The 21,714-nt window shown below is 39.5% G+C and carries 14 protein-coding genes; 9 read left to right on the top strand and 5 right to left on the bottom strand.

The window, feature by feature from the left end; translation table 11 throughout:
* Nucleotides 1–439: 439 nt before the first annotated feature.
* The 3 genes from AC1M9P_RS12190 to AC1M9P_RS12180 all read left to right on the top strand — a co-directional run bounded on the left by AC1M9P_RS12190 (nucleotide 440) and on the right by AC1M9P_RS12180 (nucleotide 3,859).
* On the top strand, nucleotides 440–1,891 hold the full coding sequence (locus AC1M9P_RS12190; RefSeq protein ID WP_481587761.1) for an aldehyde dehydrogenase family protein: 1,452 nt from the start codon (nucleotides 440–442) through the stop codon (nucleotides 1,889–1,891).
* A gap of 371 nt (nucleotides 1,892–2,262) precedes the next feature.
* Nucleotides 2,263–3,747 carry a sodium-dependent transporter gene (locus AC1M9P_RS12185; protein ID WP_481587760.1) on the top strand — a complete coding sequence of 495 codons (1,485 nt, stop codon included), beginning with the start codon at nucleotides 2,263–2,265 and terminating at the stop codon, nucleotides 3,745–3,747.
* A 1-nt stretch (nucleotide 3,748) separates the two neighbouring features.
* Nucleotides 3,749–3,859: a methionine/alanine import family NSS transporter small subunit gene (locus AC1M9P_RS12180; protein WP_081403317.1), complete on the top strand. Its 111-nt coding sequence runs from the start codon at nucleotides 3,749–3,751 to the stop codon at nucleotides 3,857–3,859.
* Between the two features lie 93 nt (nucleotides 3,860–3,952).
* On the opposite strand, the gene rsmB is transcribed toward AC1M9P_RS12180, so the two are convergent.
* Together rsmB and fmt are read right to left on the bottom strand one after the other, a co-directional pair.
* Nucleotides 3,953–5,248 (bottom strand): 16S rRNA (cytosine(967)-C(5))-methyltransferase RsmB, encoded by a 1,296-nt coding sequence (rsmB, locus tag AC1M9P_RS12175; protein WP_481587759.1) that lies wholly within the window; start codon nucleotides 5,246–5,248, stop codon nucleotides 3,953–3,955.
* Entirely contained in the window at nucleotides 5,245–6,207 is a 963-nt protein-coding gene (gene fmt, locus AC1M9P_RS12170) for a methionyl-tRNA formyltransferase (protein WP_481587758.1), read from the bottom strand. The genes rsmB and fmt overlap by 4 nt, the downstream gene beginning before the upstream one ends.
* A 381-nt stretch (nucleotides 6,208–6,588) precedes the next feature.
* Here fmt and ilvD point away from each other — a divergent pair, with 381 nt between their 5' ends.
* The 4 genes from ilvD (at nucleotide 6,589) to AC1M9P_RS12150 (ending at nucleotide 12,154) form a co-directional block, all read left to right on the top strand.
* Nucleotides 6,589–8,418 carry a dihydroxy-acid dehydratase gene (gene ilvD / locus AC1M9P_RS12165; protein WP_180000371.1) on the top strand — a complete coding sequence of 610 codons (1,830 nt, stop codon included), beginning with the start codon at nucleotides 6,589–6,591 and terminating at the stop codon, nucleotides 8,416–8,418.
* A 258-nt stretch (nucleotides 8,419–8,676) separates the two neighbouring features.
* Nucleotides 8,677–9,999, top strand: coding sequence for a hypothetical protein (locus AC1M9P_RS12160; RefSeq protein ID WP_481587757.1), 1,323 nt, complete (start codon nucleotides 8,677–8,679; stop codon nucleotides 9,997–9,999).
* Nucleotides 9,956–10,279, top strand: a complete 324-nt coding sequence (locus AC1M9P_RS12155) for a chorismate mutase (protein ID WP_481587756.1) — start codon at nucleotides 9,956–9,958, stop codon at nucleotides 10,277–10,279. Before AC1M9P_RS12160 ends, AC1M9P_RS12155 begins: the two co-directional genes overlap by 44 nt.
* 171 nt (nucleotides 10,280–10,450) lie before the next feature.
* Nucleotides 10,451–12,154 (top strand): putative bifunctional diguanylate cyclase/phosphodiesterase, encoded by a 1,704-nt coding sequence (locus tag AC1M9P_RS12150; RefSeq protein WP_092768001.1) that lies wholly within the window; start codon nucleotides 10,451–10,453, stop codon nucleotides 12,152–12,154.
* Nucleotides 12,155–12,210: 56 nt separating this feature from the next.
* On the opposite strand, the gene AC1M9P_RS12145 is transcribed toward AC1M9P_RS12150, so the two are convergent.
* From AC1M9P_RS12145 to AC1M9P_RS12135, 3 genes are all read right to left on the bottom strand, one after another.
* Nucleotides 12,211–13,506 (bottom strand): solute carrier family 23 protein, encoded by a 1,296-nt coding sequence (locus AC1M9P_RS12145; protein ID WP_481587755.1) that lies wholly within the window; start codon nucleotides 13,504–13,506, stop codon nucleotides 12,211–12,213.
* A 303-nt stretch (nucleotides 13,507–13,809) separates the two neighbouring features.
* Nucleotides 13,810–16,500 carry a phosphoenolpyruvate carboxylase gene (gene ppc / locus AC1M9P_RS12140; RefSeq protein ID WP_481587754.1) on the bottom strand — a complete coding sequence of 897 codons (2,691 nt, stop codon included), beginning with the start codon at nucleotides 16,498–16,500 and terminating at the stop codon, nucleotides 13,810–13,812.
* 116 nt (nucleotides 16,501–16,616) lie between these two features.
* The gene (locus AC1M9P_RS12135) at nucleotides 16,617–17,234 is read right to left on the bottom strand and encodes a TetR/AcrR family transcriptional regulator (RefSeq protein ID WP_035268797.1); all 618 of its coding nucleotides are present in this window, start codon (nucleotides 17,232–17,234) and stop codon (nucleotides 16,617–16,619) included.
* Between the two features lie 142 nt (nucleotides 17,235–17,376).
* Between AC1M9P_RS12135 and AC1M9P_RS12130 the strand changes: the two genes are divergently transcribed.
* The gene (locus AC1M9P_RS12130; protein ID WP_481587753.1) at nucleotides 17,377–18,492 is read left to right on the top strand and encodes an efflux RND transporter periplasmic adaptor subunit; all 1,116 of its coding nucleotides are present in this window, start codon (nucleotides 17,377–17,379) and stop codon (nucleotides 18,490–18,492) included.
* Nucleotides 18,489–21,623 carry an efflux RND transporter permease subunit gene (locus AC1M9P_RS12125; RefSeq protein WP_481587752.1) on the top strand — a complete coding sequence of 1,045 codons (3,135 nt, stop codon included), beginning with the start codon at nucleotides 18,489–18,491 and terminating at the stop codon, nucleotides 21,621–21,623. Before AC1M9P_RS12130 ends, AC1M9P_RS12125 begins: the two co-directional genes overlap by 4 nt.
* Nucleotides 21,624–21,714 lie beyond the last annotated feature (91 nt).

Raw genomic sequence — 21,714 nt, 5'->3', positions numbered from 1 at the left:
ATGGTAGTGTGGGGTTACCCATGTGAGAGTAAGTCATCGCCAGCTCATTATTCTAAACACCCCCTTCAATAGAAGGGGGTGTTTTTTTATGTGAAAAAATTGAAATAAATAATCATATAGACGATAAATTTTATGTCTTGAACAGTTATAGCAACCTCTCTTATCCATCTGATGCTCAAATTCATAAAGTATGATTAATTTCTATTGGTACACCTGTGTACATAGAAAAATGATCGCCTAATCAATTGGTCGTGGTTGTCTTTTAATGCTTTAAATAATGAGTGACTAAAATGCATGCGAGATGCAATAGAGGCATTTACATAATAAAAAGTAAGAGTGAAAAATATATTACTTAATTACTCATGAACAGAAGTTGCTTGAGAGGTCATGATATAGTGAATTTAAAAGTTTTAAATCCGAATATATTTAAGGATACGTGATGACCAATTCAGAAAAAAAAATTGAGTGTGATTATTCTCTTTATGTTGCCTCTAAAGCATCCCAAACAGGTCAATGGCTTGAAGTAAAAGATAAATTTAGCCAAAAAATATTTGCCCGAGTAGCCTTAGCAGATGCAAATACTTTAGAAAAAGCAATCCAATCTGCAATTGATGCAGAACAGGCGATGGCAAAATTAGAACCATTTCAAAAGCAAAAGATTTTATTACATTGTGTCAAACGCTTTAGCGAAATGAGAGAGGAATTAACTGCAATTTTGATTGCAGAGGGTGGAAAGCCATTAAAAGCAGCTCAGGCTGAAGTTGAGCGTCTTATAAATACCTTTCAAATCGCTGCTGATGCTGTTACACAAATGGACGATGGGCGTTTAATGCCATTGGCTGTAACAGCTGCTGCACAGGGTTACACAGGTATGATTAAACATGTTCCGATTGGTGCTATATCATTAATTAGTCCTTTTAATTTTCCACTTAATTTAACTGCTCATAAAATTGCACCTGCAATTGCAGCAGGGTGTCCTTTCGTACTGAAACCTGCGTCACTTACACCAGTTTCTGCTCTAAAAATTGCAGAAGTGTTGGCTGAAACTGATTTACCTCAAGGTGCATTTTCAGTTTTACCTTGTCCTCGCGAACAGGCAGATATCTTGGTAACCGATGACCGATTCAAATTACTCAGTTTTACTGGATCGGATGAAGTCGGTTGGGATATGAAAGCACGTGCTGGTCGAAAAAAAGTCACCTTAGAGCTTGGTGGAAATGCTGCTGTTTTAATTGAACCTGATACTGAAATATCTGATGTGTTAATTGATCGTCTTATTGGGGGAGCTTATAACCATGCAGGTCAAGTTTGTATTAGTGTCCAAAGAATTTTAGTCCATGAAAATATTTATACTGATTTAAAGAAGAAATTAATTTCCAAAATTAAAAAAATCAAAGCGAGCGATCCAAATTCAGACTTGACCTTATGTGGCCCTATGATCAAGGAGGGAGAAGCTAAAAGGCTTAAAAAATGGGTCGATAAAGCGGTAAAGAAAGGCGCCAAAGTTTTAGTCGAAGGTCAGGTAAAAGGGGCTTTATTTGATCCAATATTGCTAGAAAATGTTGATACGTCTTTAGAAATTTATAAAGATGAAGCTTTTGGGCCAGTAGCTATTCTAGAGAAGTATAAAGATTTTGAAAAAGGCATTGCTACAATTAATCAAAGTCGATTTGGTCTGCAAGCTGGCGTTTATACACAAAGTCTGAATAAAATGATGTATGCGTGGAATCATTTACATGTAGGTGGTGTCATCATTAATGATATTCCATCATTCCGTGTGGATAACATGCCTTATGGTGGTGTTAAAGATTCAGGTCTAGGTCGAGAAGGGATTCAATCAGCAATTCGAGATATGCAAGAAGAGCGATTGCTTGTGATTAAACAAGGATAAATTATTATTTATGTTAAAAGGAGCATAACGCTCCTTTTAAATTATTTAGTTTAGATTAACGCTGTGATTTAAAAATAAACATATTGAGTTAAAAATTAATCAATAAGAATAAAAAAATGATGAAACACAGTTTTTTCCTGAATTAATTACAGAAAAATCTGATTAAAAGCGCTATTGTTGATTCATTAAACATCCTTTATTTCATCTTTCTTTAACCAAGAATATTAAATAAGGGGTGGTTTGTAATTCGAAAAAAATGCTCAAAAGGCCGTTTCTGATTCAAACAACAAAATTTTAATGGTATGCAATTACTTGCGAGATAACATCAACAATAGCAGTAAGCGTGTACCCATTTACGGATTAGGTACTATATGACAGCTTCACGTGAAAATTGGAGCGCCAGATCAGGTTTTATTATTGCAGCTATTGGTTCTGCAGTAGGTTTAGGCAATATTTGGCGTTTTCCCTATGTCGCATATGAAAATGGTGGCGGGGCATTTTTAATCCCTTATCTGGTTGCAATTTTTGCTGCCGGTCTTCCACTTTTATTTTTAGATTATGCAGTTGGACATAAATACCGTAAGGCCCCACCTACAGCTTACAAGAAGTTGATGAATGGTGAATCATTGGGTTGGTGGCAAGTCGCTGTGACATTAATTATTGGTATTTACTATGCCAGTGTATTGTCATGGGCGGGTAGTTATATGTTCTACTCATTTGGTCAACAGTGGGGAAGTGATACAGAAAAATTCTTTTTCACCACCTATCTTCAGAATGGCGAAGGCTTAGCATTTGGATTTGTTCCGACCTTATTTATAGGTTTGGTTGTCGTTTGGGCGATCGTTATGTTCATCCTGTATGGTGGGGTGAAGAAAGGCGTGGAATTGTCGAATAAGATCTTTATGCCATTATTGGTGGTTTTATTTACGATTCTCGTGATTCAAGCTATTCGTTTACCAGGTGCTGTCCAAGGTTTAAATGCATTCTTTACACCAAACTGGGAAGCAATGGGCAACTATAAAGTGTGGTTAGCTGCATTTGGCCATATCTTTTTCTCGTTATCCGTTGGTTTCGGGATTATGTTGACCTACGCTTCGTATTTGAAGAAAAAAACGAATTTAACTGGTTCTGGACTAGTCGTTGCTCTTGCAAATTCATCTTTTGAAATTTTAGCTGGTATTGGGGTATTTGCAGCATTAGGTTTCATGGCCTACAGTGCGGGTGCTTCAGTTGACGATGTTGTATCTGGTGGTATTGGTTTAGCTTTTATCGCTTTCCCTAAAATCATTTCAAGCATGGGGGCTGGCGGAGACTTATTTGGCTTCTTGTTCTTTGCATCTTTAACAGTTGCAGGGATTACATCCATGGTCAGTATTCTTCAAGTTCCAATCGCAGGTTTCCAAGACAAGTTAGGATGGTCTCGTAAGAAGGCTGTGACAATTATTGCAGGTGGTTCAGCAATTGTTTCAACTTTATTGTTCTCAACTCACAGCGCGATTACGTTTGTCGATATTATCGATTACTTTGCCAATAATATTGGTATTGTCGCGGGTGGCTTATTATCAATCGTATTGGTGTCATGGTTCCGTCGACCGTTGTTAAAGCAACTTCAAGAGCATGTAAATCAATATGCTAGTATTAAGCTAGGTGCTGGTTGGAACTTCATGTTGACTGTAGTTACGCCAATCTCATTGTTAGCTGCGCTATTGATGACCTTGAAGTCAATATTTACTGAAGGTTATGGCGGTTATCCAATTGAGATTCTATTGCCAATTGGTGGCGGTGTAGTTGCAATCTTTGTATTCTGTGCGGTTGTTTTTAGTCGTCTAAAAGACAATGGACCTGAGGAGAAATAAGATGAATACTTCTGCTTTAATGATGCTTATTATCTCAACAGTGCTGTTATGGGGTGGTCTTATTTTAGCCATGATTCATTTGGCAAAAAACCCAGATGAGCTTGAAGATTAAACTACTTCAGATCAATATTAAAAAAGCCATGACACGAGTCATGGCTTTTTTATATGTCGGTAAATTAGAAATAAACTATCTTAAAAAATAGCATTAAATCTTTTGAATTAAACAATAATAGAATCCATCACCATGACCTTGTTGTGGCAATAACTGACGGCCGTGGATTTGTTCAATTCCCCAATTTACATTTAATTTGATTTCTTGAGCATCTGCATGCGTGTTGAAGAAATCAATCATTTGGTGTTCATTTTCAGCTTTCAAAATCGAGCAGGTAATATAAAGCATTGATCCGCCAACTTTGAGTTGTAGCCACATGTGATTCAGAATTTGTTTTTGAAGTTCAACCGTTTGTTGAATATCGGTAGATTGGCGAAGTAAACGAATATCTGGATGACGTCGTACAACTCCAATAGCAGAACACGGTGCATCAAGAATAATACAGTCAGCCTGTTCAGGTGCAGACCATACCGTAGCATCAGCAGTGAGTATTTCCACTGGAGCATACTGATTAAGTGCAAGACGCTCTAAGTTTTCACTTACGCGGCTTAAACGCTTTGTGTCGTGATCGATCGCATACAGCTTTTTAGGACGATAACACTCTAAAATATGTGCTGTTTTTCCACCTGGAGCCGCACATGCATCAATTACGATCTTATCATCAAGATTCGGCAACAAGGTCGCGCAAAGTTGAGCATGTTCATCCTGAACAGAAAAACCACCTTCTTCAAAGCCAGGGAGGTGAGGAATATGCACGGATTGATCTAAGATAATGCCTACATCGGACCATTCACATGGATGAGCATCAATCCCTTCTTCATCAAGAATATCTAAATATTCCTCACGGCTTACTTGTCGTTCATTTACACGTAGTGTCAAAGGCGCAGCCAGTTTAAGCTCAGCTGAAAGCATTTGAAGATGCTCTGGCCAATCTTTTTTCAAGCGTTTAAATAGCCAACTAGGTAAACCATGGGCTTGGTCTAATGCTTCGCCGAATTCTTCAGTTTCACGTGAAACACGACGTAGAATCGCATTCACGACGCCACTTAAAGCTTCAAAACCAAGTTGTTTGGTGGCTGTTACCGTTTCTGAGATAGCCGCATGTGCTGGAATACGCGTGCAAAGCAGTTGATATAAACCTAAATATAGGCAGCTTTCAACGGTTTCATTGTTGAGCGGTTTAGTCAGAAGAGGGAGAGTAATTGCTTTAAGTGCATGCCATTGGCGTAAAGTGCCTAAAGTCAATTCATGAAATAAGGCCCGATCACGCTCACCAACCAATGAAAGATGTTGGGAAAGAACAGAGGTGAGGGATTGTCCATTCTGAACGGCCAGTAATGTTTTAATCACATGTCCGCGTAAATTTAAATGAGAAGATTGTTGGCTCATGCGAAGATCTGTCCTGGCTGCAATTTTTGACTTTGTAGAATTTGTGCAGCATTGAGCGCTTTACCGCCTGGCCACTGAAGTTGAGTGAGGCAAATCACTTGATGATCACCACACACAACGTGAACACCATCCTGATCGACAGCGATGATTTCACCGATTTGTTGAGTTGATGGAGTGAGTGGAGAAAGTTTCGAATTCCAAATGCGTAAATTGTTGGATTCATCAATAGGTGTGAAAGCTACGGGCCAAGGATTGAAAGCACGGATATTACGATCAATCGTCACAGCATCATTTGCCCAGTTAATTTGAGCTTCAGCCTTCGACAGTTTATGAGCATACACTGTAAGTGATTCATCTTGAACTTCACGTGTATCTAAATAATGCTTTAAAGTGTCTTCACTTTCTAAAACAGCGAGAGTGGCTTCAGCCCCTTGTTGAGCCAGTTTATCATGTAAGGTTGCGGAAGTATCTTCAGCCGTAATAGGACACATCGTTTTAAACATCATGTCACCAGTGTCTAGACCAGCTGCCATTTTCATGATCGTAATACCTGTTTCAGTATCACCTGTCGCGATAGCACGTTGAATAGGGGCTGCACCTCGCCAGCGAGGCAATAAGGAACCATGAATATTCAAGCAGCCGTATTTAGGTGTATCCAAAACGACTTGAGGCAAGATTAAACCGTATGCTGCGACCACCATCACATCAGCATTGAAAGACTTGAGTTCAGCTTGAGCAGCCAAACCTTCCTCAGTCGACGATTTAAAATGTAAAGGTTGGTAAACAGGAATATTGTGCTCAAGCGCCAATTGCTTTACCGCTGACGCTGTCAGTTTTTGTCCACGTCCTGCTTTACGGTCTGGCTGCGTATACACAGCAACAATTTCATGAGAAGTCTTTAGCAAAGCTGCTAATGCACTCGCTGCAAATTCAGGGGTTCCCGCAAAGATGATTTTCACTCAGACACTTCCAAAACAATATAAAGAACATTATATGCCAAAAGCGATTTTCGCCCAAATAAGGTCGTAATTTGAAACGTTTTCATGTGCATTTTGTGCTTAAGGTGTGATTAATAAAATTTATGTATTTTTAAAAAAAGATTCATGAAAGTTTTGTATTACGATTTCAGATAAGGGTTTATAGTAGATCACATCTCTTACATCGATTTAGATCGTTGAGGGCAAATCAGACCTATACGAACAATTGCAAGCAATGGTTAACTGTTAATCAGAAAGCTGTCATAATAGAAGTAAGGTTCAACTGATTTAGCCTTATATTTCAGTATCATTTAGCCAGATTGAATACATATTCATCGAGCTCAGCTTAAGTTGGAAATAAAAATGCCTGACTATCGTTCGAAAACATCAACACACGGAAGAAATATGGCGGGTGCACGTGGCTTATGGCGTGCAACTGGAATGAAAGACGAAGATTTTGGCAAACCAATTATTGCAGTAGTCAACTCATTCACACAATTCGTACCGGGTCATGTGCATCTTAAAGACTTAGGTCAGCTTGTTGCACGTCAGATTGAACAAGCGGGTGGTGTAGCTAAAGAATTTAATACAATCGCAGTAGACGACGGTATTGCAATGGGTCACGACGGAATGTTGTATTCATTACCATCGCGTGACTTGATTGCTGACTCAGTTGAATACATGGTCAATGCACACTGTGCAGATGCAATGGTTTGTATCTCGAACTGCGACAAAATCACACCGGGAATGTTGATGGCGGCAATGCGCTTAAACATTCCTGTGGTGTTTGTTTCAGGCGGCCCGATGGAAGCTGGTAAAGTCCAAATTCGTGGTGGTGAACAAGCGATTGACCTTGTGGATGCCATGATTGTTGCTGCAGACGACAACTACACAGATGAAGAAGTAAAAGCATACGAACGTTCTGCATGTCCAACTTGTGGTTCATGTTCAGGGATGTTTACTGCAAACTCAATGAACTGTTTAACAGAAGCATTAGGTTTATCTTTACCGGGTAATGGTTCAACACTTGCAACGCATGCCAACCGTAAAAAATTATTTGAGCGTGCGGGTCAGTTGATTGTTGAAATCACAAAACGCCATTACGAACAAAACGATTACAGCGTATTACCTCGCAACATTGCCCCTAAAGCTGCTTATGAAAATGCCATGACTTTAGATATCGCGATGGGTGGTTCTACCAATACAGTACTTCACTTATTAGCGGCTGCGCATGAAGCAGAAGTTGATTTTACAATGGACGATATCGATCGTTTATCACGTAAAGTGCCTGTACTGTGTAAAGTTGCACCTGCGGTTAAAAATGTTCACATGGAAGATGTCCATCGTGCAGGCGGGATCATGTCGATCCTTGGCGAATTAGACCGTGCAGGTTTGTTAGATACTTCTGTACCAACCGTACATGAAAAAACATTGAAAGATGCTTTAGATAAGTGGGACATTATTCGTACTGAAAATGAAGAGGTATATAACTTCTTTAAATCAGCACCGGGCGGTGTACCAACACAAACAGCATTCTCACAAGACCGTTACTACACACGTCTTGATGGCGACCGTGAAAATGGCGTGATTCGTAATGCAGAACATGCTTTCTCTAAAGACGGCGGTTTAGCAGTCCTTTACGGTAACATCGCACTTGATGGTTGTATCGTAAAAACGGCTGGTGTAGATGACTCGATTTTGAAATTTAACGGTACAGCACGCGTATTTGAAAGCCAAGATGATGCAGTAGAAGCAATCTTAGGCGGCAAAATCGTAGCAGGTGACGTGGTTCTGATTCGTTACGAAGGTCCACAAGGTGGTCCGGGTATGCAAGAAATGCTGTATCCAACAAGCTACTTAAAATCAAAAGGTTTAGGTAAAGACTGTGCACTTGTGACTGATGGTCGTTTCTCGGGTGGTTCATCAGGTCTTTCAATTGGTCACGTGTCTCCAGAAGCGGCTGAAGGCGGTGCAATTGCTTTAGTTGAAGATGGCGACCGTATCGAAATTGATATTCCAAACCGTACGATTCACTTAGCAGTTGCTGATGATGTATTGGCAGCGCGCCGTGAAGTGCAAGAAGCTAAAGGTTGGAAGCCTGCGAAAGAGCGTCCACGTAAAGTATCTAAAGCACTGAAAGCGTATGCAATGCATGCAACAAGTGCTGCAAAAGGTGCGGTACGTGACATCTAATCTGCTTATAAACTAGATCGATCATGATTCAAAAGCATCCTTCGGGATGCTTTTTTAATCAAGAAAAGTTTGAATTTCATCTGAAAGCGTCAATTACATTAATGACAATATTTGATAGAAAGGTCATAAATATTGATCAATTCTCTTTGTCTTGATATAAGTTTTGCTCGCGTTCAAACTTTTTTAGTTTTAGAAAAAGCGATGAATTCGATACTTTGAGCACATAATTTACCAGTAAAATCATCTGAGGCACATCTCATGTCATTGTTACGCCGTTGGTTTGATCCGCTACGATCGAGTTGGTTTTATCAGAAACCAAATCGTCAAGAGGTCTTGTCAACTGAGCAGGGTTTAACGATCTATCTTCGTTTAGATGATGTGTATAGTTATCTTGCAGTCCAGCAATTGGCACAATTAAATGACATTTTAAAAGATGAAATTAAGCCGTTAAAAATTGTTATCTCAGATACTGCTGCTGAAGCTCCAAATGATATGAGTCCTGAAGAGTGGCAAGATTACAGTCTACGTGATGCCCAAATTTTAGCGTACCAGCATCGTTTCGGATTCGATAATGAAAAGCCTGAAATACCAAGTGCTGAAGCGATTCAACAGGCAGAAACGATTTTACGAAATACACCATTAACAGGTGAAAATTTTCTCTATTTATTGGAAGATGTCTTCCATATGTTGTGGCAACAGCAATATGGAAAATTACGTACTTTGTATGTCATGGCCAGTCGACATCGAAAAGAACAACAAATCGCTGAGCGAACTTTTGATCACACGCCAGTTTTAGCAAGCTTTTTTGAGCTCGGTGATCGTCGGTATCATGCGGTAGATGATTTATTAAGATTGACCCGCCGTTTAAAACAACAAAAACTCTTGACTGGTAATCCTATTTTTCTCATCAATCATATTGAGTGGCGGGAACACCTAATGAATGATGCTGAGGAATTATCTGAGATTCAGGCGATGAATCCTGAGTTGGACCTCTATATTGCATTAGAAGATCCGATCTCTTGGTTATTGTTAGCTTATATTAAAGAAGAACTTGCCGATTATTACGATATCCAACTTACCGTTTATCCATTGCAATATCAGGGACGAGATTTATTTGATTGGAGTTTGGCAACGCGTTTATCTAAACGAACAGAAGTAAAATTCACGCCGTTTTGCCGACCGACTCAGCAGGCGACATATGAAATAGCACGATTGTTTTACAGTGTGCCTGAGGATCAACGTCTTGATGCAATGTATGAAATCTTGCAGGCTGTTTGGAGTAAAGGTAAAGATCTATCGTATCGACCTCATATTCAAGCCTTAAAACAGAGCTTGAATATCACGACGCTCACTGAAGAGTCGATCAGTCAAAAGCTAGAAGAAAATCAATTACTCTGTGAGATGAAATCACAACCTGATTTACCAGTGCTTGAGCTTCGTATCGATGGAAAGAGTTATGTGTTTAATAGCTTATATCGTGTATGGATGATTGAAAGTATTTTCAGTAATGTGTTAGAACAAAAGTACAAAAGTGAAAATGAATCTGAACACAGGGATACCGAATCAATTGAAAATCAATAAAGAAAAATGCGAAACCCTTCAGCAAGCTCGAGCACAAATAGATTCAATTGATCAAGCTATAACAGAATTAATTGGTTTACGCCAATATTACGTAGATCAGGCAGTGCGATTTAAAAGAACTATCCAAGATGTACAGTCTCCTGAACGTGTTGAAATAGTGATTGAAAAAATACGTGAATTGTCTACAAAGAATGGTGTGGATCCATTAGTCATGGAAAAAATATATCGAGAGATGATTCAACACTTTATTCAAAGAGAGTTAAAAGAAATACGACCATAATAGTCGGAATTCTTAATAAGAATGAGGAACTTAGTTTCCTCTTTTATTCATTGAAATTTACAAAATATATAGCCGATTTGTGAACTGGTTCAACAAAGCTTAGTGTTACAAAAAATAATATTAAGTTAACATTTGGATACATCACTTTTTAGACTGACGGTCGAAGGCGCTATGGATACCCAGTTACAATTAGAAAAAATAGTCAAGGATCTTGAAAACTATAAAGTAGCCATTGATGCACATTCAATTGTTGCCATAACAGATGCACGTGGCGTCATTACTCATGTCAATGAGAAGTTTTGTAATATCTCACAGTATTCTTATGAAGAGCTGGTCGGATCAACACATAAAATTATTAATTCAGGCTATCACCCGAGAAGTTTTTTTAAATATATGTGGAAAGCCATTTCGAGTGGAGAAATTTGGAAAGGCGAAATTTGTAACCGAGCTAAAAATGGTTCTTTATATTGGGTTGAAACCACGATTGTGCCGCTTAAAGATAATAATGGCGTTTTACAAAACTATATCTCCATTCGAACTGATATCACACAGCTAAAAAATTCCGAAGACCATGCACGTTATATGGCATTACATGATGAATTAACGGGATTGCCTAACCGCCGTTTTATGCAAGAACGCATGTTGGAGGTGATTGAATCATGTAAACAAAATGGTACACATAGTGCACTCATGATGTTGGATTTGGATAACTTCAAAAATATTAATGACACGTTAGGACACGATCGTGGAGATGACCTACTCAAAATGGTCTCGGTGCGCCTTATGGAGTGTGTGGCACAGCAGAATGCAATTGTCCGTCTTGGTGGAGACGAGTTTTTAATTATTCTTTCAGATTTAGATCCAGATGAAACGATTGCTAATCAAGCAGTGATGCAAATCGCTGATAAAGTTCGTGCTGCATTAAATGAGCCTTTCGTATTAAAGGATAATAAAATCCATACTAGCTCTAGTATCGGAATTTTTATTTTCCGTAATTCAAAATTGCCAAAAAATGAGTTGCTTAAGTACGCCGACATGGCGCTGTATCAAGCTAAAGAAAATGGTAAAAACTGCATATGTGTTTTTGATCCTGAAATGGAACAAAGTGTTATTGCTAAAGCTGCTTTATTAAATGATTTAAGATTAGCTTTATTACGAGATGAGTTCCAACTTTATTATCAGATTTTAGTAAATCGTGAAGAGGAAGTGATTGGGTATGAGGCCTTGCTACGTTGGAGTCATCCTGAACACGGTTTGATTTTACCAGGTCGATTTATTGAAGAAGTGGAGAAAACTGATCTCATACATGATGTTGGTAATCGTGTATTAGTATTAGCATGCCAACAGTTAAAAGATTGGAGCCAATACCCAGAATCTTCAAACTGGACGATTTCAGTCAATATTAGTGTCGAACAATTCCGTAAGACTGACTTTGATAAAAATGTGCTTCGGATTATTGATGAAGCAGGAATTGATCCAACATTATTACGTTTAGAACTCACTGAAAGTATGTTCTATACCGATATGCATAACTCAATTGAGAAAATGAAAAAGCTCATCGAGCGTGGATTAAGATTCTCTATGGATGATTTTGGAACAGGATATTCTTCATTGAATTACCTCAAAATGCTTCCACTGGATCAACTCAAAATTGATCGTTCATTTGTAGAAAATATTGTCGGTAATCCACGCGATATTGCTATTGTGAAAACGATTATTGATTTAGCACAGATTCTCGATCTGAATGTGGTGGCAGAGGGTGTAGAAACTGAAGAGCAGTTCCAAGTTCTGAAAGAAAATGGCTGTAATACGTTTCAAGGCTATTATTTTGGTCGACCTCAACCGATTGAAAAAAATCTTAAAATACTTAATTAGAATAAAAAATTAAAAAAGAGAGCATTAAGCTCTCTTTTTTTATATGCGATAGATTTTTAGTTAGACTTTCCACCTAAGCTAAAGAACCAATTCAGGAATAATGCAGCAAAGGTAGCCGTTCCAATACCACCTAAATTGAAGCTACCAAATTGAAGCGCAAAGTCACCAGTACCTAAGATCAGCGTGATCGCAGCAATCATGAGGTTTTTATTTTTAGAGAAATCGACACGATGTTCGATCCAAATTTTAGCACCAGCTATGGTAATTAAACCAAACACCACAATTGATGCACCGGCAAGAATCGCAGTTGGAATGGTTTGAATAATTGCACCAAATTTTGGTGATAAGCCAAGGAAAATTGCGAATACACCTGCGATGGCAAAAATAATCGTGGAATAGACACGTGTCACAGCCATCACGCCAATATTTTCACCATAAGTGGTCATGCCTGGAGCACCTACACCACCGGCTAATGATGTTGCAACACCATCGGCTACAAACGCTTTTCCAATATGTGAGTCTAGATTTTCACCAGTCATGGCAGAGACAGCTTTGATGTGACCTAAGTTTTCAGCCACTAAAATCAAAGCTACAGGAGCAATGATGAGCATCGCGTTCGTACTGAACTCAGGAGCATGAAAGTTAGGAAGACCAAACCATGCAGCTTGTGTAATCGGCGCGAAGTTAATTGGAGTACCGTAACCCATGATATTCGTAATAACAAAATATACGATATAAGACAGCACCAAACCTACAAGTAAAAGTAGGCGTTGTAGCATCCCTTTGGTGAATACTGCAATTGAAGCCATACACATGACAGTAATCAATGCCATCCACATATTAAATGGATTACCCGCGACACTTTTTACCGTTACCGGTGCAAGATGCAGACCGATGATCATGACCACAGAACCTGTTACGACAGGAGGCATGAGCTTTTCAATCCATCGAGTACCTGTTGCCATCACCAGAAAACCAATTAAGGCATAAAGTACACCACAGGCAATAATTCCCCCAGCAGCTAATGCAATATTCGCATTTGCTCCAGCACCGGCATAGCCCGTTGCCGTGATGACTACACCAATAAAAGCAAAGCTTGAGCCTAAATAACTGGGCACTCGACCGCCAGTGATGAGGAAAAATAACAGGGTACAAATACCTGACATTAATATAGCAAGATTAGGATCAAAACCCATTAATAATGGTGCTAAAACTGTCGCACCAAACATGGCAAAAGCATGTTGAATGCCAAGAACTACACTTTGCGCAGGAGGTAAATATTCGGTCGTGCCAACAGGACGCGTATCAATATCATCCGTGAAGGGACGCCATTTAGGAAACCAACTGGTCATAAAGTGAGCACTCAATAGTTAAATTGTGCACATCATACGCCTGTTTTATGAGAAATCATCTGTTTCTTGAAAAATTATTAAAACTAATGGTCTGACTTTTATTAAATTTTTACCCATCGGTAAAAAAAATATGTTTTAAAAATAAAGTAAAATCAGCCTATTGCAATTCAGCTATATCAAAAAAATCTATATCCATATTGAGTAAAAAATTTATAGGTGCTTTGTTGTCATTACTGAAAATTAGAATAAAGTCTTTAAATTGCTCAAGCCCATAAAGGTACTTGAGCATAGACAGTCGTGAAATCAACCCGTATTACGTAATCCAGCAGCAATACCTGCAATACTTACCATTAATGCATGGTCAACCTCAGTTTGTTCGACAGTTCGTTCAGCTAAATATTCGCGACGTCTTTTCATGAGTTCTGCTTGTAACAGGTGTAATGGAAGGAGATAGGGTTTACGGATCTTCATGGCTTGATCAAGAACTTCATTAGAACTGAGTAATTTAGATTCACCTTTCATCGCCAATAAAGTTTGTACTGCGTCATGTAAGCGTTGGCGTAGTTCCGCACCCAATACTTTAAGATTTTCATCTTGGGTGAGATGAGATTCATAATACAATGCAACATTGCTATCTGATTTAGATAGCACCATCTCCAACATATCAATTAAAGTTTGGAAATAAGGCCATTGTTCTAACATTTCATCTAGCTCAGCTTTGTGACCTTCTGAAATGACTTGATTGATGGCTGCACCAGTACCTAACCATGCTGGAAGCATTAATCGAATTTGAGTCCATGCAAATACCCATGGAATTGCACGTAAGGATTCAATACCACCGCTGATTTTTCGTTTCGCTGGTCTTGAACCCAAAGGTAGCATCTGTAATTCAAGCTCTGGCGTCACGGTTCTTAAGTATTGGACAAAATGAGGGTTTTCGCGGACTGTTTGACGGTAAACATTCACAGAGAGTTCCGTCATTTTGTGCATCAACTCGCGCCATGCTGCCTTGGGTTCTGGTGGTGGGAGTAAAGTCGCTTCTAGGGTAGCTGCGGTATAAATCTCTAAATTTTGCAGTGCGATTTCTTCTAATCCAAATTTGAATCGGATCATTTCGCCTTGTTCGGTCACACGGATTGCACCTGAGATTGAGCCAGGTGGTTGTGAAAATAGTGCTTGTTGGGTTGGAGCACCACCACGACTAATTGAGCCACCACGACCATGGAACAAAGTGAGTTGTATACCATGTTGTTTGGCAATAGCTGTTAACTCTTCTTGTGCACGGTACTGAGCCCAATTCGCAGACATGAAACCTGCATCTTTTGCTGAGTCAGAGTAACCAATCATGACCTCGTGCTTGTTTTGAATATGTTGTTTGTACCAATGCATACTGAATAAAGTATTCATGGTCGAAGCTGCGCCATCTAAATCTTTTAACGTTTCAAATAATGGAACTACACGCAGAGGTTGCTTAATACCTGCTTCTTTTTGGAGTAATAGAACCGCCAAAACGTCACTTGGATATTCCGCCATTGAAATAATATAAGCACCTAGACTTTCAGCAGGTTGTTCTGCCAAAGTTCGCATGGTAGCGAATACTTCTTGAACATCAGGATGCTCAATAAGACTTTGAGCAGATTCATTAAGATGCTTAGGAAGTAAAGGGCGTTTGCTTTGCAGTTCTTGTAATAAGAAGTTTTGACGGGCTTGTTCAGTCCATGTCTCAAAATTGCCAAGTCCAAGATACTCAGTAATCGCTGAAATTGCTTGACGATGACGACCTGACTCTTGGCGAATATCTAGTTTTAATAACTCAATACCGAAACAATTCACGCGATAAATAAAATCGAGTAACTTTCCTTGAGCAATACCGGAAAGGTTTGAATCGACTAATGAGCGATAACATAACAATAATGGCTGCAACAACTCATCTTTGTGATGAATAATCTGGCTACGATCCACATCAGAATGTTGACCTTGTAATTTTGCAGTGAGCCATTCTCTTGTAATTTTTAAGCGTTCACGTGTTGTTCTTAAATATTCACGATAAGGCTCTGGATGAGGCTGACCTAAGGCAGCCTTTAGTTCATCACTGCACGCCTGAACAGAAAGCTCCCAACGTAAATCTTCAATATCTCGGAGGTAGAGATCCGCGGCTTTCCATCGAGATAACCATAAAACTTCTTGAGTCACTTTGTGTGTAACATTTGGGTTTCCATCTCGGTCACCACCCATCCAAGATGCAAACCGCACAGGTGCAATATCTAAAGGTAAAGCTTGAGAACAATGCTCTTGAACCAATTGATTCAATTCACGGACAAACTTAGGAATAGCGTTCCATAAAGTTTGCTCAATGGTAGTAAAACCCCATTTTGCTTCATCAATTGGGGTTGGACGATGTTGGCGAATTTCATCGGTTTGCCATGCTGAACAAACCAATTGTTTTAATTCAGAAAGAACTTGAGCGCGCTGTTTGGGGGTCAGCTTTTGCTGATCAAACTTAGATAAACACTCGTTGATCCCATCATATTTTTGGATCAAGGTGCGACGACTAACTTCCGTAGGATGTGCGGTGAGTACAAGCTCAATATTTAGCTCACAAATTTGTTGATAAAGGGTTTCCGCTGAAATCAGCTGTTGTTGAAATTTTTCAAAAAGGGGAATAAGGACATTCGCTGCAGCGCCGTTTTTATCAAACTCATTTTGGCGACGGCTACGTACCACATGATATTGTTCTGCAATATTGGCAAAGTTCAGAAAATGTGAAAAAGCGCGTGTCAGTGGAAGAATCTCATCATCTTTTAAACTTAAAAATAAACTTTCTAATTGTTTTTCAGCTTCACTATCACCATCACGTGCACCTTTCGCGAGTGCACGAATTTGTTCAACTTGATTAAACAAATCTTGTCCAGCTTGTTCTTTTAAAGTCTCTCCTAAAAGATTACCGAGTAAGCGTACGTCTTCACGTAATGGAGCATCAATTTGTTGAATCATTTTTTTCTCCTTTTCTTGTTCTTTTGACTATACCGCTTATTCATGACATGCCAAGCGATTGCAAAATAATTTAAAGAAAATTAGGTGAAAAATACGCCATTTAAGAATGGAGAGAGCTATTTTTTGTATTTCAGCATAAATAATTCGATGGCTTGATGAATAATTTCATCACATTCTGCTTCACTGGGAACCTGACGAACACCTAACAATACTTCATGATGTCGATGCCCTAAGAGTAAAGAAAGGAGCAAATGTGTTTGCTTTTCAGCATCATCTTTCTGGATAAATCCGTGCTCAATCGCTTGAGCAAAAAAATCAGTCCAAACCACAAATAACCGCTTATGAGATGCATTATAAAAAGGTTCAGCCAAAGGATTTTGCTCTGCTGCCAATTCTAATAATAAATGCTCAAGCTTAATGGCTTCAGGAAGATTGACAATTTGCAGCGCTAAACTACACACCTGATAGAAGTCTTCTAAAAAATTGGATTCAGGGTGTAATTGGATTCGCCGAGCATTGATTGATTCTTCGCACGTTTCTGCAATTGCATAGGTAAATAACGATTCTTTATCTTGAAAATGGTTATACACCGTCAGTTTAGTCACGCCAGCTTCTTTGGCAATTTGATTCATGCTTGAACCATGAAAGCCCTGTTTTAGAAACAAACGTTTAGCTGCCTCTAATATTTGTTTCTTTTTAACTAAATCCTTAGGACGTCCAATATTCATTTGCACAAAAAAATCCAAAAAAAACAGTTTAGGTCATACCTTGAAAAATGATTTTTAATTACTGTACCATGCGGTATATTAATTAAAAAATAATCAAATTAATATCCCTAATTTGATTTGCCTAAAAATTGACATAAGAGCAGTGCACATGAGTCTTCAAAAATTTGCCACATACAGTCTAATGCTCATTTGTAGCGTGATACTCACCGCGTGTAGTAAGGATAAACCCACAGAGGAACAAATTCCATTTGTGATGGTTGCCCAGCCGAATACTTCCCAAGATGAACTGAAAAGTTATGCAGGAGAAGTTCAGGCGAGACAGCAAACGGCATTGGCTTTCCGTGTTGGAGGACAAATTACTGAACGCTATGTTGATGTAGGGGATCGAGTCAAAGTCGGGCAAGTCTTAGCAAAATTAGATGTGAAAGATGCTCAACTGCAGTTAAATGCTTCAAAAGCTCAGTTAGAAAGCGCGCAATCTGCAGCCAAAATTGCCGAAGAAGAATACAAACGCTTTAAGCAGTTATTACCTATTAATGCGGTGAGTCGTTCGCAATATGATGCCGTAGAAAATCAATATAAATCGGCCATGTCAAATTTAAAACAAGCACAATCAAATTATGCAGTGAGTAGTAATCAGACGGGATATAACCAACTCATTGCCAATAAAAATGGCGTCATCACTGAGCGTAGTATTGAAGTTGGTCAAGTGATCGCAGCAGGGCAGGCAGCATATCAACTGGCGATAGATGGTGATCGTGAAGTGGTGATTGGTGTGCCAGAACAAGCAGTATCAGAAATTAAAACAGGTCAACAAGCTTGGGTTACGCTATGGTCAAAACCAGAGGAGCGTTTCGCCGCATATGTGCGTGAAATTTCACCTGCTGCCGACCAATCTAGAACATTTAGTGTCAAAGTTGCTTTGACTGAAGGGCGTTCAGCAATTCAACTTGGACAAAGTGCGCGAGTATTTTTTTCAAATACCAGTTCAAATGTGATTAATGTTCCTTTGACCAGTGTATCTGCAACAGAAGATCAGCCTTATGTTTGGGTTGTGAATCCAGATCACAGTATCCGTAAGGTGAATGTTCAAATAGGTGCTTATGGTCGTGATACAGTACCTGTGACCCAAGGTTTAAAAGCTTCTGATTGGATCGTGGTTGGCGGTGTACACTTACTGCGAGATAAACAAAAAATTAATCCGATTGACCGTCAAAACCGTGCAGTAAATGTGAAAGCAGGACAAGTTGGAGCGAAAATATGAACTTTAACTTGTCAGAATGGGCGTTAAAAAATAAGGGACTGATCCTTTATTTCATGATTTTGATGGGAATATTGGGTGTTTATTCCTACTCAAAACTATCACAAAGTGAAGACCCTCCATTTAGTTTCAAAGTAATGGTCGTTCAAACCTATTGGCCAGGTGCGACAGCGGAAGAAGTCTCTTTACAGGTGACTGATCGTATTGAAAAAGAATTAATGAGTACGGGGCTCTATGATCGTATTGCAGCCTATTCTCGTCCTGGTGAATCAATGGTGACCTTTGTTGCCAAAGACTCGCTGCGTTCCCATGAATTACCAAATGTTTGGTATCAGGTTAGAAAAAAAATTGGAGATATCAAACACCAACTTCCTAGCGGTGTTCAAGGTCCATTCTTTAACGATGAATTTGGTGACACCTTTGGGAATATTTATGTCTTAACGGGTGATGATTTTGATTATGCCGTGATGAAGGAATATGCCGATCGCTTACAGCTGCAACTACAACGTGTGCAAGATGTCGGGAAAGTTGATTTAGTCGGCTTGCAAGATCAAAAAATTTGGATAGAAATTTCAAATACGAAAACCGCTCAATTGGGTATTCCAGTTTCTGAAATTCAAGAAGCACTACAAAAACAAAATACCATGGCGAGCGCAGGTTTCTTTGAAACAAGCTCAGATCGTATTCAAGTGCGTGTCAGCGGACAATTGAAATCAGTCGAAGATATCAAGAACATGCCATTACTGGTTGGTGATAAGACCATTCAATTGGGCGATGTGGCTGAAGTTTACCGTGGCTTTAGTGAGCCAGCTCAACCACGTATGCGCTTTATGGGCAAAAATGGTATTGGTATTGCGGTGTCTATGCGTAAGGGTGGTGACATCATTGCGCTAGGGAAAAATCTAGAAAAGACCTTTAATGATCTACAACAAACTTTACCTTTAGGGATGGAACTTAAAAAAGTTTCAGATCAGCCTGTAGCGGTGCAACGCAGTATTCACGAATTTATCAAAGTGCTCGCAGAGGCCGTGATTATTGTCTTATTGGTCAGCTTCTTCTCTTTAGGTTTCCGTACAGGATTAGTGGTCGCTTTCTCTATTCCCTTGGTCTTGGCAATGACGTTCGCAGGCATGAATTTCTTTGATGTTGGACTGCACAAGATTTCTTTAGGCGCGTTAATTTTAGCACTTGGACTTTTGGTTGATGACGCCATCATTGCAGTTGAAATGATGGCCATTAAAATGGAACAAGGATATAGCAGATTAAAAGCCGCAGGTTTTGCTTGGAAGTCGACCGCATTTCCAATGTTAACGGGGACGCTGATCACTGCAGCTGGATTCTTGCCGATTGCCACTGCTGCGTCGAGCACAGGTGAATATACTCGCTCAATCTTCCAAGTTGTAACCATTGCTTTAGTGGTGTCATGGTTTGCAGCGGTACTGTTTGTTCCTTATTTAGGTGACAAATTACTGCCTGATTTTAATCAAATGAATCAGAAAGCCCCGTGGTATCAACGCTTATGGGCAAGATTACGTCAACAACCAGAGCCACAACCCGTCGTTCAACACCATGGTGAGCATCACGATCCATATCAAACCAAGACGTATCAAAAATTTAGATCTTGGGTTGAGTTATGTATTACTTATCGTAAAACCGTCATTGCTGCGACGTTTGCAATATTTGTCTTGTCAATTTTGATGTTCAAACTTGTTCCACAACAATTTTTCCCACCATCAAACCGTGCTGAAATTTTAGTGGATCTAAAACTAGAGGAAGGTGCTTCTCTAACAGCGACAGAAAATGCGGTTAAAAAAGTAGAAAAATTCTTGTCGACTCAAAAAGGGATCGATAATTACGTCGCTTATGTTGGTACAGGTTCTCCACGTTTCTATTTGCCGCTTGATCAACAATTGCCTCAGGCGAGTTTTGCACAATTTGTGGTTTTGGCTTCCTCATTAGATGAGCGAGATGAGATTCGCAAGAATCTGAGTGAAGAAATTAGCAAGTTATTGCCTGAAGTACGGTCACGTGTATCGCTATTGGAAAATGGACCACCAGTCGGTTATCCAATTCAATACCGTGTTTCTGGTGAAGATTTAAATACTGTCCGCCAACGAGCACAATTAGTGTCACAAGCAATCAGTGAAAATCCAAATACCACCAATGTTCATTTAGATTGGGGTGAGCCGAGTAAAATTATTTCACTTGAAATTGATCAAGATCGAGCGCGTCAGTTAGGCGTATCTAGCTTAGATTTGGCGAATTTCTTAAATAGTTCAATTACGGGTGCTGCAATTAATCAGTATCGTGAGAAACGGGAGTTGATTGATATTCGTTTACGTGGCGATCAAGCGGAACGTGTTGATGTGGCATCGTTACAAAGTCTCGCTGTACCGACGAGTCAAGGTACAACAGTTCCATTGGCACAGATTGCGAATATCCAATATAAGTTTGAAGATGGTCTGATTTGGCATCGTAACCGTTTGCCGACGATTACTGTACGCGCAGATATTCGGACTAAACTCCAACCAGCTACTGTGGTTGGTGAATTAACTGAATCTATTGAGAAAATTCGTGCCGAACTTCCAAGTGGTTATCTGGTAGAAGTGGGAGGCACTGTGGAGGAATCTGCACGTGGGCAAACTTCAGTAAATGCTGGCATGCCGTTATTTTTGGCTGTGGTCTTTACCTTGCTCATGATTCAGCTCAAGAGTATTTCACGTTCGTTTATTGTTTTCTTGACCGCGCCTTTGGGTTTAATTGGCGTGGTATTGTTCCTGTTAATATTCAATAAGCCTTTCGGGTTTGTGGCGATGCTAGGTACCATTGCTTTATCTGGAATGATTATGCGTAATTCGCTTATCTTGATTGATCAGATCGAGCAAGATATCAAAGCGGGTCATTCTCAATGGGAAGCGATTTTAGAAGCGACAGTACGCCGTGCCCGTCCAATTATTTTGACTGCATTGGCTGCTGTGTTGGCGATGATTCCGCTTTCACGCAGTATCTTCTTTGGTCCAATGGCGGTAGCAATTATGGGTGGACTCATTATCGCAACATTATTAACGCTGTTCTTCTTGCCAGCACTCTATGCGGCATGGTTTAAAGTAAAAAAAGAGTCAAAAACCGCGTAGTTTTATGTGAATACTAGGTGCGAAGCATTGAAAAATTCAATATAGTAGTCCCTAGTTTTTAACACAAAATAACACAGTGGGCTGAGTACAT

The sequence above is a fragment of the Acinetobacter sp. 25-47-122 genome (assembly GCF_056779695.1).
The sequence above is the reverse complement of the archived record's forward strand: the minus strand, read 5'-3'. Positions and strand labels throughout refer to the sequence as shown.